Annotated in this window: 11 protein-coding genes; 6 read left to right on the top strand and 5 right to left on the bottom strand. The window is 55.2% G+C overall.

The genetic code is table 11. The features are described from left to right. Positions 1–15 precede the first annotated feature (15 nt). Positions 16–1,524: a pitrilysin family protein gene (locus PMI17_RS13510; RefSeq protein WP_009127781.1), complete on the top strand. Its 1,509-nt coding sequence runs from the start codon at positions 16–18 to the stop codon at positions 1,522–1,524. Positions 1,525–1,649: 125 nt separating this feature from the next. Here PMI17_RS13510 and PMI17_RS13515 read toward each other — a convergent pair whose 3' ends face one another. Both PMI17_RS13515 and PMI17_RS13520 read right to left on the bottom strand, forming a co-directional pair. Beyond that, positions 1,650–2,522 (bottom strand): alpha/beta hydrolase, encoded by an 873-nt coding sequence (locus PMI17_RS13515; RefSeq protein WP_009127782.1) that lies wholly within the window; start codon positions 2,520–2,522, stop codon positions 1,650–1,652. Between the two features lie 386 nt (positions 2,523–2,908). After that, complete coding sequence (locus PMI17_RS13520; protein WP_009127784.1) at positions 2,909–3,841, bottom strand: sugar kinase; 933 nt, start codon at positions 3,839–3,841, stop codon at positions 2,909–2,911. A gap of 282 nt (positions 3,842–4,123) precedes the next feature. On the opposite strand from PMI17_RS13520, the gene pdeH reads away from it, so the two are divergent. Then, complete coding sequence (pdeH, locus tag PMI17_RS13525; RefSeq protein WP_009127785.1) at positions 4,124–4,897, top strand: cyclic-guanylate-specific phosphodiesterase; 774 nt, start codon at positions 4,124–4,126, stop codon at positions 4,895–4,897. A 62-nt stretch (positions 4,898–4,959) separates the two neighbouring features. Then, the gene (locus tag PMI17_RS13530) at positions 4,960–7,020 is read left to right on the top strand and encodes an AsmA family protein (protein ID WP_009127787.1); all 2,061 of its coding nucleotides are present in this window, start codon (positions 4,960–4,962) and stop codon (positions 7,018–7,020) included. On the opposite strand, the gene ppiC is transcribed toward PMI17_RS13530, so the two are convergent. After that, entirely contained in the window at positions 7,021–7,302 is a 282-nt protein-coding gene (gene ppiC / locus PMI17_RS13535) for a peptidylprolyl isomerase PpiC (protein ID WP_036621218.1), read from the bottom strand. A gap of 78 nt (positions 7,303–7,380) precedes the next feature. Between ppiC and rep the strand changes: the two genes are divergently transcribed. Beyond that, positions 7,381–9,402 (top strand): DNA helicase Rep, encoded by a 2,022-nt coding sequence (gene rep / locus PMI17_RS13540; protein WP_009127791.1) that lies wholly within the window; start codon positions 7,381–7,383, stop codon positions 9,400–9,402. Between the two features lie 147 nt (positions 9,403–9,549). Here rep and ppx read toward each other — a convergent pair whose 3' ends face one another. After that, complete coding sequence (gene ppx, locus PMI17_RS13545) at positions 9,550–11,034, bottom strand: exopolyphosphatase (RefSeq protein ID WP_009127793.1); 1,485 nt, start codon at positions 11,032–11,034, stop codon at positions 9,550–9,552. A 7-nt stretch (positions 11,035–11,041) separates the two neighbouring features. After that, positions 11,042–12,337 carry an ATP-dependent RNA helicase RhlB gene (gene rhlB, locus PMI17_RS13550; protein WP_009127796.1) on the bottom strand — a complete coding sequence of 432 codons (1,296 nt, stop codon included), beginning with the start codon at positions 12,335–12,337 and terminating at the stop codon, positions 11,042–11,044. A 117-nt stretch (positions 12,338–12,454) separates the two neighbouring features. On the opposite strand from rhlB, the gene trxA reads away from it, so the two are divergent. Continuing rightward, positions 12,455–12,787 (top strand): thioredoxin TrxA, encoded by a 333-nt coding sequence (trxA, locus tag PMI17_RS13555; protein ID WP_008105741.1) that lies wholly within the window; start codon positions 12,455–12,457, stop codon positions 12,785–12,787. Between the two features lie 345 nt (positions 12,788–13,132). Continuing rightward, entirely contained in the window at positions 13,133–14,392 is a 1,260-nt protein-coding gene (gene rho / locus PMI17_RS13560) for a transcription termination factor Rho (RefSeq protein ID WP_008105744.1), read from the top strand. Positions 14,393–14,574: the final 182 nt, after the last annotated feature.

The following is a 14,574-nucleotide window of genomic DNA, read 5'->3' on the forward strand; positions in this document are numbered from 1 at the left end:
TGAGTAGGGGTTCACATGCAGGGCACCAGAATTCGGCTTTTGGTTGGCGGATTGCTACTGGCAGCATCCGGTTTTGGCGTGCAAGCCGAGACGCTCCAACCCGATCCCGCCTGGCAGGAAGGTAAACTGGACAATGGTTTTAGCTGGCAGCTGCTAACCACACCGCAACGTCCCAGCGATCGCATTGAACTGCGCCTGATTGTTAACACCGGTTCGCTGGTGGAGAGCGCACAACAAACCGGCTACAGCCATCTTTTATCGCGTTTGGCGATGGTGCATAACGCCACGCTGGACACCAATCAGCAACGCGCGCTATGGCAACAGGCCATGGATCCGCAACGTCCGCTGCCGCCTGCCATCTCTTCGTACGATTACACCCAATACAATCTCAGCTTGCCAAACAACCGTCCGGATCTGTTGAAAGAAGCACTCAACTGGCTGGCGGCAACCGCCGGTAAAATGACGATTAATGAGCAAGTGGTGTCAACCGCGCTGACGGCGACCGATCCGATCGCGACCTGGCCCACGAATACTCAGGATGTGTGGTGGCGCTATCGCCTGAAAGGTTCGGCGATGCTGGCGCACGATCCTGGCGAGCAGCCGCGCGCGCCGGTGGATATCGCCCAGCTCAACAGTTTCTATCAGCAGTGGTATACGCCCGATGGCATGACGCTGTATGTGGTCGGCAATGTTGACAGCCGCAGCATGGCGGAGCAGATCAATAAAGCCTTCTCGCCGCTGAAAGGCAAGCGCGTGGCGCCTGCTGCGTTACCGACGCTCTCACCGCTGCCGCATCAGCCGGTTAATCTGGTGAATGGCGGGATGAGTCAGGATCGCCTGTCGCTGGTATGGGATACGGCGTGGCAACCCATCCGTGATTCGCAGAATTTGCAGCGCTACTGGCAGAGCGATTTGGCGCGTGAAGCGCTGTTCTGGCACGTGCAGCGCGCTCTGGCGGACAGCAAAGCGCAAAGCGTACAGGTTGGCTTTGACTGCCGTGTGCTGTATCAGCGTGCGCAGTGTTCGATCAACATGGACAGCCCGAATGCCTCGTTGCCACAGAATATGAATCAGGTGGCGAAAGAGCTGGCGGCGGTGCGTGATAAAGGATTGCCGCAGGAGGAGTTTGATGCGCTGATGGCGCAAAAGCTGCTGGAGCTCAACAAGCTGTTCGCCACTTACGCACGCACCGATACCGATATTCTGATGGGACAGCGTCTGCGCTCGCAGCAAAATGCGGTGGTGGATATTGCGCCAGAGCAGTATCAGAAACTGCGCCAGACGTTCCTCAGCGAAATGACGCGTGACCAGTTAAATCAGGAACTGCGCCAGCAACTGTCGCAGGAGCTGACCATGGTACTGATTCAGCCGCAGGGTGAAGCCGAGACCAATGTGAAGATGCTGCAGGAAAGCTGGGATAAAGTGATGAAGCTGCCTGACGCGCCTGCCGTGCCCGCCACTCCGGACGAAGTAAAACCAGACAACAGCGCCGGCGCGTCGGAACAATCCCCACCCTCCTCGTGACATCCCCTAAATAATTCAAGCTGCAGCAAGGCGGCAAGTGGGCAAATCCCCAGGAGCTTACGTTAGTAAGTGACTGGGGTGAGCCCACGCAGCCAACGCCGCTGCAGCTTGAAGTATGACGTGGATTACGTTTTGGCTCTAAGCCACTCTGTCACCAGCATCGGCCAACTGGCGAGCGGAAGGTCCGCCACGCCACGAATACCAAATCCGTGGCCGCCCTTCTGGTAGAAGTGAATCTCCACCGGCACCTTGTGCTCCCTTAGCGCGCTGAAAAACACCATGCTGTTATTCACCGACACCGACTCATCGTCAGAGGCGTGGATCAGCAGCGTCGGTGGCGTTTGTGCATGCACACGCGTTTCCAGGGAATACGCCTCAATCATCTTTTGATCCGGCCACGCGCCGAGCAAGCGGGTGCGCGCGCCTTCGTGGGCCAGACCTTCACGCATGCTGATCACCGGATAGAGCAGCACCATCGCATCCGGGCGCGGCGAGAAGCTGTCGGCCTGATCCTGCACCGGATAGAGTTTATCGCCGAAGCGTGTGCCGAGACTGGCGGCAACGTGTCCGCCCGCCGAAAAGCCCATCATCACGATGTATTTACCGTTCATGCCGCGCTGTGCACGTTCACGTAGCACGCGCACCGCACGCTGCGCGTCGGCCAGCGGCGCGTCTGGGCCTTCATGATGTCCGTCGTACGGCAGGCGGTAGGTCATCACCGCCAGCGTGTAGCCCATTGAGGTGAAGAAGGTTGCGAGCGCGCTGCCTTCACGGTCAATTAGCACGCGCTGATAACCGCCGCCTGGCGCGACTAACAGCGTGATACCGTTCGAGGTTTCCGGATGCCAGAGGGCAATTTCCGGGCAACGCACGCCGGTGGCGGCGCGGTCATAAGGTTCGTACTCTTTGGCGAGATCGACGATCTGCGGCTGAGCGCGCGAATCGCTCGCGCCTGGCGCATCACCGTGTGGCCAGATATTGATAATTTCTGTGTGCATAAGTCAGTCCTGAGCGAGTCATGTTGTCGTTATTCTTTTCGCGGCCGGAGTCACAGCATCCTGCTGTTATTGATTAAAACATGGTCTCTTTTGCGGCTGACGTCCAGCCGAAAACCGGCGATTTCGCCAGTTTCAGACTATGCCTGGCGGCCGGTTTTAGTGGCATAACACATTGAATTTAAATCACTCTGATAAGCGTATTTGAAGCGGTGCAGCGGGTAATGTTACAGAAGTGGATGAGCTAAGTGATTAGTGGAAATTAGCAGGGAAAAATACTGCGTTAAGGCAAACTTTGGGGGCGAGGTTGTTAGCGGTATTTATGAATTTGGTCGTCATAAATGACGACCTTACAATCTGCGTAGGGTGCGCATTCATGCGCACCTCGATTAGCGTGGCATCGCGCTCAGCGGAATAATAGCGCCGCGATGCTGGATCACCGTGCTGGCGGTGAGATGACCGCGCGCCGCGGCATCTTCGGCGCTGCCACCGGCTAAACGCACCGCCAGATAACCGGCGCTGAAGGAGTCGCCTGCGGCGGTGGTATCGACCACTTTCTCTTTCGCCAGCTTGATCGCGGCAACTTCCCGCAGCGGTTCGTCGCCGACGGCCACCAGACAGGAGTCGGCACCGCGCTTAATCGCAATCTCCTGCACGCCGGCGGCGCGCGTTCGGGCAATCACCGTTTCCAGCGGCTGCTCGCCCCATAGCAGATCTTCATCGTCGAGCGTGAGGAAGGCCATATCGGTGTGGCGCAGCATTTCGGCATACGCCTGCTGCGCGCTGGCTTGGTCGGCCCACAAACGCGGACGGTAGTTATTGTCGAAAATCACCTTGCCGCCGTTCTGACGACAGGCGCTGAGCAGCGCCATAAGTTTGTTGCGACTGGCTTCCGGCAGAATCGCCAGGCTAATGCCGCTCAGATAGAGATAATCGTAGTGTGCCAGCTGCTGGCAGATGTCATCCGCCTGCGCGCTATCCAGCCAGAAGCGGGCGGCCGCGTCGTTGCGCCAGTACCAGAAGGTACGCTCGCCATGTTCATCGGTTTCGATGAAGTACAAACCGGGCATTTTATTGTCGAGGCGCTGAATCAGTTGGGTTTGCACCTGCTCTTGCTGCCAGGCAGCGATCATCTGATCGCTAAAGCTGTCGGTACCCAGTGCGGTGACATAATCCACGCGCAGCTGCTGGTTATCCGACAGACGGGCCAGATATACCGCTGTGTTCAGCGTATCGCCGCCAAAACCGCGTTTGATGTTCTCACCTTTTTCGGACAGTTCAATCATGCATTCGCCAATAATGGCGATTTTTTTCTGCGTCATGGTCTTCGGCCTATAGTGAATTCTGCCTTAGTCTCGCGTCTGGTATGGCAGTCGTCAATGGTTTTTAAAACGATGTTTTAATTTAACTTAAGGCAGTGAACTGCCGGTGCTACGGCGATTTAACGGCCAAAGCGCGTTTTATTTTGCCGATTAAGCGCGAAGCACGCTGTTACACTCATCTATTCATGGGACTAATGAGATCGATAAAGTTATCCCTGCGATCGCCGATACTTGCCGCTGAGATGCTATTTGCAGGCACTCGACACCAACCAGGAAAAAACCATGGTGATGAAGAATTTGAGTCATCGGCTGCCTGTTTCAAATGAACTGGAGCAACAACAGGAAACGCGTCTCTTCTGGCAGCAGTGCCAACGATTCTATACTTTCCAGCCGATTTATCAGGTCTCAGGCCGCTTGCTGGCCATTGAATTATTGACGGCGGTAGCGCATCCCTCCGCGCCAGAAAAAAGGCTGTCGCCCGAAGACTATTTTGAAGCCCTGACTATCGCGCAGCGGCTCGGTGTCGTCCAGGAGCAGCTGGAGCTGCTGATAACATGGTCACCCTTTTTCCATCAGCGTCAGCTGGTGGCTTCGGTGAATATCGATGGTCCAACGCTGATGGAAATTGAGCAGCATGAGTCGATTCGCGCGCTGATCGCGCAGTTGCCGTGGGTGCGCTTTGAACTCACCGAACATCATGCTCTGCCGCAGGAAGAGATGGTGGCGAAGATGCCGGAACTCGGCCCGCTGTGGCTGGATGATTTTGGCTCTGGCATGGCGAACTTCTCCGCGTTGACCGAACTGCGTTATGACTACATCAAACTGTCGCGCGAGCTGTTTATGCTGCTGCGCGCCAGCGATGAAGGCCGCTCCATGTTCTCTATGCTATTGGCGCTAATTAATCGCTACTGCAACGGCGTTATCGTGGAGGGCGTGGAAACTGAAGAGGAGTGGCAACAGGTGCGCAGCTCGCCGGCAATGGCGGCGCAGGGCTATTTCTTCTCGCGCCCGGTGCCGTTTAGCGAGCTGGAACGTATGGCACTTGAGCTTCCCTGATCCCGTTCTGCAGCGTCTCGACTATCCTTAGTCGAGACGTGGAAGGGCAAGGAGGAAGCAATATGTCACGTACCCGAAAGATCCTGAGCTGGGTGGTCGGGATTTTTTTATTATTGGTTGTAGTGATTGTGGTGATCATCGCCACCTTTGACTGGAACCGCCTAAAACCAACGATAAATCAGAAAGTTTCTGCTGAACTCAATCGTCCTTTCGCTATTCGCGGCGATCTTGGCGTGGCCTGGGTGCGCAATCGCGAGGAGCCCGGCTGGCGCAGTTGGGTGCCGTGGCCGCAGGTACATGCCGATGATGTGATGCTGGGCAATCCGCCGACGGTTCCTGAAGTTACCATGGTGCATTTACAGCGGGTAGAAGCGACGATCGCGCCGCTGGCGTTGCTGCATAAGCAGATCTACCTGCCGTGGATAAAGATGCAGCAGCCCGACGCGCGGCTGGTGCAAACCGCGGACAAAAAGAACAACTGGACCTTCGATTTAGCCAGCAGCGATAACAGCAAGGCGAATGCCGCGCCGTCTGCCTGGTCCTTCCGCCTCGACAACATTCTGTTCGATAAAGGGCAGGTACGTTATCGCGATGCCATCAATAAAGCCGATGTCACGGTCACCATCAACCCACTGGGCAAACCGGTGCCGTACGCACAGGTGGCGGGCGGTAACGACCAGCAAAAAGGCGCGGGTGATTTTGTCTTTGGCTGGCAGGCGAACGGCACCTACAACAATGAGAAGCTGGAGGGTGACGGCAAAATTGGCGGCATGTTATCGCTGCGCAGTAAAACCACGCCGTTCCCGCTGCAGGCGGATGTGCGTAATGGCAGCACGCGCGTGCGCATTGACGGCACCTTGCAAGATCCGCTCAATCTCGGCGGCCTGGATGTGCGCCTGCGCTTCTCCGGTGACACGCTGGCGAACCTGTATGGCCTGACGGGCGTATTACTGCCCGATACGCCACCGTATGAAACCGACGGTCATTTGATTGCGCGTTTCAACGAGGAGAAAGGGCCGCTGTTCCGCTACGAGAAGTTTAACGGCCATATCGGCGACAGCGATATTCACGGTTCGCTCAGCTATCGTCAGGGCAAACCGCGTCCAACCTTAACCGGTGAACTCACTTCGAACCAGCTGCGCATGGCGGATTTGGGGCCGCTGATTGGCGTCGATTCAGGTAAAGGCAGCGAGAAGACGCAGCAGGCGAAAGCGCAGCGCGGTGAAGCTGCAGCGCAGCCCGCCGACCGCGTGTTGCCGCATGACAAGTTCGATACCAAAAGCTGGGACGTGATGGATGCGGACGTGAAGTTCAGCGGCAAGCGCATCGAACACAGCAGCAAGCTGCCGTTGAGCGATCTTTACACGCATGTACAGCTAAAGAATGGCGACCTGCTGCTCGATCCGCTGCGCTTCGGTATGGCGGGCGGCAGCATTAACTCCACCATTCATCTGGAAGGCGATCGCAGCCCGATGCGCGGACGCGCCGATCTGCATGCGCGTAAACTGCGTCTGCGTCAGCTGTTCCCGGATGTCACCGCGATGCAAAACAGTTTGGGTCAGCTGAATGGCGACGCCACGCTGAGCGGCACCGGCAACTCGGTGGCGGATCTGTTGGGCACCAGCAATGGCGAAATGAAACTGCTGATGAATGATGGCTTGATTAGCCGCAGCCTGATGGAGATTGCGGGCCTGAACGTCGGGAATTATGTGGTGGGGAAACTGTTTGGCGATGATGAGGTGAAGATCAACTGCGCGGCGACCGATCTGAACATTCGTCAGGGCCTGGCAACGCCGAAGCTGTTCCTGCTGGATACCGAGAATGCGGTGATCAACGTGACCGGCAACGTCAACTTCGCCAACGAACGTATGGACTTGTCGATTAATCCGGAGAGTAAAGGGATTCGCATCATCACGCTGCGTTCGCCGTTATATGTGCGCGGCACCTTCAAAAATCCGGATGCCGGGGTGAAAGCCGGACCGCTGATTGCGCGCGGTGCCGCAGCGATTGCGCTGGGTGCCGTAGTCGCACCGGCCGCAGCACTGGTTGCGCTGATTTCGCCAAGCGATACGGACGACAACCAGTGCAGTAAGGTGCTGCAGCAGATGAAGAATCAGAAGTGATCAGTTACGCCACAGCACTTTGATGATGTGGTAACCAAAGGCGGTTTTCACCGGTCCGTAAGGTTGCAGCAGCGGACAGGTGAAGACCGCCTTATCAAATGCCGGCACCATTTGCCCTTTGCGAAATTCACCTAAGTCGCCGCCGTTGCGGCCAGAGGGGCAGGTAGAGTGCTTTTTCGCCAGTTGCTGAAAGTTTGCGCCTTTCTCCAGCTGGGCCAGCAAGGATTTTGCCTGCGCTTCCTCTTTCACCAGGATATGTAAAGCCGCCGCGGTTTTCGCCATCATTTTGTCTCGTTGTGTATAATCGTCGCGCGAGCATTATACCCACCTTTCTTTCGAATCAACTGAGCGAATTCCGTTATGCGTCTAAACCCCGGCCAACAACGCGCTGTCGAATTTGTCACCGGTCCTTGTCTGGTGCTAGCCGGTGCGGGTTCAGGTAAAACCCGCGTGATCACCAATAAAATCGCCCATCTGATCCGCGAGTGTGGCTATCAGGCGCGCCATATCGCCGCCGTGACCTTTACCAATAAAGCGTCGCGCGAGATGAAAGAGCGTGTGGCGCAAACGCTGGGGCGCAAAGAGGCGCGCGGCCTGATGATTTCAACGTTTCACACGCTGGGACTTGAGATCATCAAGCGCGAGTACAAAGCGCTGGGAATGAAATCCAGCTTCTCGCTATTCGACGATCAGGATCAGCTGGCGCTGCTGAAAGACCTGACCAAACAGTGGCTGGAAGAAGATAAGACGCTGTTACAGCAGCTGATTTCAACTATCTCCAACTGGAAGAACGATCTGGTCGATCCCCAGGGCGCAGCGGGTTTGGCCAAATCGCAGCGCGACCAGATTTTTGCCCACTGTTATCAGCTGTACGACCAACATCTGAAATCCTGCAACGTGCTGGATTTCGACGATTTAATCGCGCTGCCGACGCTGCTGCTGCAGCGTAATCAGGAAGTGCGTGAACGCTGGCAGCAGCGTATTCGCTATCTGCTGGTGGACGAATATCAGGATACCAACACCAGCCAGTACGAATTGGTGAAGCTGCTGGTCGGCGCGCGGGCGCGCTTTACCGTCGTGGGCGATGACGATCAATCAATCTACTCGTGGCGTGGTGCGCGACCGCAAAACCTGGTGCTGCTGCAAGAGGATTTCCCGGCGCTGGAAGTGGTGAAGCTGGAGCAGAATTACCGCTCGACGCAGCGCATCCTAAAATCGGCCAACATCCTTATCGCCAACAACCCGCACGTCTTTGAGAAGCGCCTGTTCTCAGAACTGGGGCAGGGCAGCGAGCTGAAGGTGCTCAGTGCCAATAATGAGGATCATGAAGCGGAGCGCGTGGCCGGCGAACTGATTGCGCATCACTTCATCAACAAAACCGCCTACAAAGATTACGCCATTCTCTATCGCGGCAACCATCAGTCACGCGTGTTTGAGAAGCAGTTGATGCAGAACCGTATTCCTTATCGCATCTCCGGCGGTACCTCGTTTTTCTCGCGTCCGGAAATCAAGGATTTACTGGCTTATCTGCGCGTGCTGACCAATCAGGAAGATGACAGCGCGTTTCTGCGCATCGTGAATACGCCGCGTCGGGAGATTGGTCCGGCAACGCTACAAAAGCTGGGCGAATGGGCCAATTTGCGCAATAAAAGCTTGTATCACGCCAGCTTTGATATGGGCCTGGAGCAAACGCTGAGCGGGCGCGGATTGGAACATCTGCAGCGCTTCACGCACTGGCTGAATGAGATTATCCAGCTGACGGAACGCGAGCCGGTTAATGCGGTGCGCGACCTGATTCGCGGCATTGATTACGAGAGCTGGCTGTTTGAAACCTCTCCCAGCCCGAAAGCGGCTGAGATGCGCATGAAGAACGTCAACCTGCTATTTCAGTGGATGACCGAGATGCTGGAAGGGGACGAACTGAACGAACCGATGACGCTGGCGCAGGTGGTGACGCGCTTTACGCTGCGCGACATGATGGAGCGCGGTGAGAGCGACGAGGAGCTCGATCAGGTGCAGCTGATGACGTTGCACGCGTCAAAAGGGCTGGAGTTTCCGTATGTCTATCTGGTCGGCATGGAAGAGGGGTTATTGCCGCATCAGAGCAGCATCGATGAGAACAATATCGAAGAGGAGCGTCGTCTGGCGTATGTGGGCATTACGCGCGCGCAGAAAGAGCTGACCTTTACGCTGTGCCGCGAACGCCGCCAGTACGGTGAACTGATGCGCCCGGAGCCGAGCCGCTTCCTGCTGGAACTCCCGCAGGACGATGTGGTGTGGGAGCGTGAGAAAAAAGTGGTGAGTGCAGAAGAGCGTGTGAAGACCGGACAGACGCGCGTTGCCGGGTTAAGGGCGATGCTTGAGAACGCGAAGAAGGGGTAAGGTGCTAGCTGCCCCCCATCCCGGCCTTCCCCCGCAAGCGGGGGAAGGAGACGCTGCCACATGCAGCTCCCAACTCACATATAGCAGCATCTTCCTCACCCATTTATGGGGGAGGACCGAGGAGGGGGACTGCAAGCACATTCCAAATCAGGAGATGGTCAGCAACCAGTGCACATATGACTGATAATGGCTCTCCTGCTCCAGCAGCTCGGAACGCAGCGGATGCGCTTCGCGCCACCCTACTGGCAGCGTCAGATGCAACGCATCATCGTCCGCCTGCAAACGCACGGCCGGTAAAGTGTCATCACGGCGACGACTCGAGAAAATAATCGCTAAACGCAGCAGACGACTTAATCGCTCCGCCATACGTGGTGGAACGGCATTTTGCTGCGTCAGTAACGCGAGATCGATGCTGCCGCTTTGATTCTGCAACAGGCAAGCCAGCATTTTTTTCTGTGCGGGAGTGAAACCAGGAAGATCAAGATGACGAATCAGATAGGCGGCGTGCTGCGGTGCCTGACGGAAATCGACGCTCAGGCCAATTTCGTGGATTGAGCAGGCGCTCAGCAACAGGTCGCGACATCGGTTATCCAGCTTCCAGCTGCTGCTCACCTGACGGAAGAAACTCTCTGCTAGCTGACGTACGCGACCAGCCTGCTCAATATCAATGGCAAAACGACGTTGCACATTTTGCAGCGTGCGGCTGCGGATATCGCGATCAACCGGCAGATGCAGCATGCCATACACTAAACCTTCGCGCAGTGCGCCGCCAGCCAGCGTCATACCTTCAATGCTGAGTTCCTGGAAGATGGCGATGAGGATCGATAATCCGCTGGGGAAGACTAATGCGCGCTCTAGCGTCAATCCTTCAATTTCCAGCTCTTCCAGCTTGCCACATTGAATCGCGCGCTGTTTCAGCTGCTGCAGCTTGCTCAGGGTGATGCGCTCATCCATGCCCTGCGCCATCATAATTTCCTGCAGCGCCTGCACGGTACCGGATGCACCCACACAGATTTGCCAGCCTTTCTCGCGTAGCGCAGCGGCTACTGGGCGGATCATCTCACGCGCCGCCGTTTCAGCTTGCTCGAAATTCTCTTTCGCCAGATGACGATCGCTGAAATAGCGTTCGAGCCAGGTTACGCAGCCCATCGATAAGCTAAAGAGCGTGGTAGCGTGCGAGCCTTCGCCGGTCACCAGTTCTGTGCTTCCGCCGCCGATATCAACCACTAAACGCTGATCGGAACCGCCAGTAGTATGCGCAACACCTTGATAAATAAGGCGCGCTTCCTCTTCGCCGCTGATGACATTCACCGGGCAGCCAAGAATTTGTTCAGCGGTAACGAGAAAATCCTGCGCATTTTCTGCAATGCGCAGCGTGGCGGTTGCCACCACGCGGATCTGTTCCGGGGGAATATCCTGCAGCTGTTCGGAGAACAACTTCAGACACTGCCAGCCGCGATGCATCGCCTCTGCAGAGAGATGATTGGCTTTGTCGAGACCGGCTGCCAGACGCACTTTGCGTTTTATCCGCGCGACGGTCTGAATACTGCCAGACACCTCGCGCACCACCAACATATGAAAGCTGTTAGAACCTAAATCAATCGCTGCATAAAGTGACGATGCGCTTAGCATGGTGTGCTTAACCTGAACGCTTACGGTTGCTATTGCGCGGCGCGCCGCTGCGACGGTTACTGTTGTTACCGCCACGGCGTGGACCGTTTCCTGTGCGGCTGCGTTGCAGGCGCTTCGGTGGTGGCAGTTCGTTTAGCAATGCATCGCTGTTGTACTTGCTGACCGGAATACCGTGGCCAATGTACTCTTCAATCGCCGGCAGGTTCAGCGCATACTCTTCACACGCCAGGCTGATGGAGTGACCGCTGGCTCCCGCGCGGCCCGTACGGCCAATGCGGTGTACGTAGTCTTCGCGATCGTCTGGCAGATCGTAGTTGAACACATGCGTTACCGCAGGAATGTGCAGACCACGTGCGGCGACGTCGGTAGCGACCAGGATATCGACATCACCTTTGGTGAAATCGTCGAGGATGCGCAAACGTTTTTTCTGTGCAACATCACCGGTCAGCAGACCGACGCGATGACCATCGGCAGCCAAATGGCCCCAAATGTCTTCACAGCGATGTTTGGTGTTGGCGAAAATAATGGCGCGATCGGGCCACTCTTCTTCAACCAGCGTTTGCAGCAAGCGCATTTTCTCTTCGTTAGAAGGGTAGAAAAGCTCTTCTTTAATGCGATGGCCGGTTTTCTGCTCGGGTTCCACTTCCACGTATTCGGCGTTGTTCATGTGCTCAAACGCCAATTCACGCACGCGGTAAGACAAGGTGGCAGAGAACAGCATACTTAGGCGTTGGGTGGCCGGCGGCATGCGGCGGAACAGCCAACGAATGTCTTTAATAAAGCCGAGATCGAACATGCGATCGGCTTCATCCAGCACAACAACCTGAATGGCGCCAAGGTTGACATGGTTCTGCTTGGCATAGTCGATCAGACGTCCGGTGGTGCCCACCAGGATGTCGACGCCATCTGCCAGCACTTTCAGTTGTTTATCGTAGCCGTCGCCACCATAAGCCAGGCCCAGCTTTAAGCCAGTTACCTTCGCTAACGGTTCAGCATCGGCATGAATTTGTACGGCGAGCTCACGCGTTGGGGCCATGATCAGCGCACGTGGCTGATTGATCTGGCGACCTTCTGCGGCAGGATGAGAAAGAAGATAATGAAACGTTGACGTCAGGAACGCCATCGTTTTGCCGGTACCGGTTTGCGCCTGACCCGCGACATCACGCCCTGAAAGCGTAAAAGGCAACGCGAGCGCCTGGATAGGCGTGCAGTTAGAAAAGCCTTTGGTATCAAGGGCTTCTACCACCTGAGGGTGCAGGGCGAAGTCGGAAAACTTCTGTTCAGTTAAGTGTGTTTTGCTCATAGTGTGGTAGAATATCAGCTTACTAGCGCTTTACGAAAGCGTATCCGATGAAATAAAGTCAACCTACGTTGGTATAATTTACGCCAATTCGCCAGGCACAATCTTTTGGAGTTAAACATGAGCAGCGATAAGATCGTTCACTTGACCGATGACAGTTTCGACACAGACGTACTGAAAGCAGACGGTGTCACTCTGGTAGATTTCTGGGCTGAATGGTGTGGTCCTTGCAAAATGATCGCCCCAATCCTCGACGAAGTCGCCGAAGAGTACGAAGGTAAGCTTACCATCGCTAAGTTGAACATTGATGACAACCCGGGTACTGCGCCTAAATATGGCATCCGCGGTATCCCAACTCTGCTGCTGTTCAAGAACGGCGAAGTGGCGGCAACCAAGGTTGGCGCACTGTCTAAAGGCCAGTTAAAAGAGTTCCTGAACGCCAACCTGGCCTAAGCCCGGCGCGGTGTTTGTTCCGCAGTGGTGAATTTTTTCGCCACTGCTGGACGTCTCACTTTAAGCGTGTTAAGTTGAGTTCACTGCATTACGCTCTTACCTTGTAGTTTGCATCTAAGTTTTCCCTTGTCAGACCCTACTCGCAATGAACGTTATCGTGGTTTGGCAATCTGATGACTAGCACATTCGGCATCATCTTTCGACCGTCTCCTCGTTTCCTATCGCCACATCTGACGATAATCGTCGAGCTGAGTTGAAAAAGAGCCATTAACAGGCATGGAATTTTTGCCATACCACTCACGACAATCATTTCGAGAATTACCCCGAGTTTAAGAACCCATCACTATGAATCTTACCGAATTAAAGAATACGCCGGTTTCTGAGCTGATTACCCTCGGCGAAAATATGGGGCTGGAAAACCAGGCGCGTATGCGCAAGCAGGATATTATTTTCTCTATCCTGAAACAGCACGCAAAAAGCGGCGAAGACATCTTTGGTGATGGTGTGCTGGAGATACTGCAGGACGGATTTGGTTTCCTCCGTTCTGGAGACAGCTCCTACCTCGCCGGTCCCGATGATATCTACGTCTCTCCTAGCCAAATCCGCCGCTTCAACCTCCGCACTGGTGACACCATTTCTGGCAAGATTCGTCCGCCAAAAGAGGGTGAACGCTACTTTGCGCTGTTGAAAGTTAACGAAGTTAACTACGACAAGCCGGAAAACGCGCGCAACAAGATTCTGTTCGAAAACCTCACGCCTTTGCATGCCAGCAAACGCATGCGTATGGAGCGCGGTAATGGCTCGACTGAAGACCTGACAGCACGCGTGCTGGATCTGGCTTCGCCGATTGGTCGTGGTCAACGTGGTCTGATCGTGGCGCCGCCGAAAGCGGGTAAAACCATGCTGCTGCAGAACATTGCGCAGAGCATTGCCTACAACTATCCAGATTGCCTGCTGATGGTGCTGCTGATTGACGAACGTCCGGAAGAAGTGACCGAGATGCAGCGTCTGGTTAAAGGTGAAGTCATCGCTTCTACCTTTGATGAGCCAGCTTCACGTCACGTGCAGGTTGCTGAGATGGTGATTGAGAAGGCCAAGCGTCTGGTTGAGCACAAAAAAGATGTCATCATCCTGCTCGACTCCATCACTCGTTTAGCGCGTGCCTATAACACTGTGGTACCTGCATCAGGCAAAGTCTTGACCGGTGGTGTGGATGCCAACGCCCTGCATCGTCCAAAGCGTTTCTTCGGCGCGGCACGTAACGTGGAAGAGGGCGGTAGCCTAACCATTATCGCCACCGCACTGGTTGATACCGGTTCGAAGATGGACGAAGTGATTTACGAAGAGTTTAAAGGTACAGGTAACATGGAATTGCACCTCTCGCGTAAAATCGCTGAGAAGCGTGTGTTCCCAGCGATTGATTACAATCGTTCAGGTACCCGTAAAGAAGAGCTGCTCACCACTCAGGAAGAGCTGCAGAAGATGTGGATCCTGCGCAAAATCATCCATCCTATGGGTGAAATCGACGCAATGGAGTTCCTCATCAATAAACTGGCTATGACCAAAACCAACGACGAATTCTTCGATATGATGAAGCGTTCATAAGTTGCATGTGTAGAGCCGCTAAGCCAAGCGGCTCTTCGCACAATTTGCCAGGAATTATTGCTAACGCCACGTCTTAACGTGGCGTTTTTTATTTATGGGCATTAGGATTAGCCCAGCAGGAAGCATTTATAATGACTGCGGCAGAAATTTGCTGATTTTTTAAGCTGTCGGATTTTTCTGCA

Source organism: Pantoea sp. GM01 (assembly GCF_000282675.1).
GTDB lineage: Bacteria > Pseudomonadota > Gammaproteobacteria > Enterobacterales > Enterobacteriaceae > Pantoea > Pantoea nemavictus.

Excerpts from the sequence above, each read along its gene's own strand:
- PMI17_RS13510 (WP_009127781.1), top strand. The coding sequence starts at position 16 with ATGCAGGGCACCAGAATTCGGCTTTTGGTTGGCGGATTGCTACTGGCA.
- PMI17_RS13515 (WP_009127782.1), bottom strand. The coding sequence starts at position 2,522 with ATGCACACAGAAATTATCAATATCTGGCCACACGGTGATGCGCCAGGC.
- PMI17_RS13520 (WP_009127784.1), bottom strand. The coding sequence starts at position 3,841 with ATGACGCAGAAAAAAATCGCCATTATTGGCGAATGCATGATTGAACTG.
- pdeH (WP_009127785.1), top strand. The coding sequence starts at position 4,124 with ATGGTGATGAAGAATTTGAGTCATCGGCTGCCTGTTTCAAATGAACTG.
- PMI17_RS13530 (WP_009127787.1), top strand. The coding sequence starts at position 4,960 with ATGTCACGTACCCGAAAGATCCTGAGCTGGGTGGTCGGGATTTTTTTA.
- ppiC (WP_036621218.1), bottom strand. The coding sequence starts at position 7,302 with ATGGCGAAAACCGCGGCGGCTTTACATATCCTGGTGAAAGAGGAAGCG.
- rep (WP_009127791.1), top strand. The coding sequence starts at position 7,381 with ATGCGTCTAAACCCCGGCCAACAACGCGCTGTCGAATTTGTCACCGGT.
- ppx (WP_009127793.1), bottom strand. The coding sequence starts at position 11,034 with ATGCTAAGCGCATCGTCACTTTATGCAGCGATTGATTTAGGTTCTAAC.
- rhlB (WP_009127796.1), bottom strand. The coding sequence starts at position 12,337 with ATGAGCAAAACACACTTAACTGAACAGAAGTTTTCCGACTTCGCCCTG.
- trxA (WP_008105741.1), top strand. The coding sequence starts at position 12,455 with ATGAGCAGCGATAAGATCGTTCACTTGACCGATGACAGTTTCGACACA.
- rho (WP_008105744.1), top strand. The coding sequence starts at position 13,133 with ATGAATCTTACCGAATTAAAGAATACGCCGGTTTCTGAGCTGATTACC.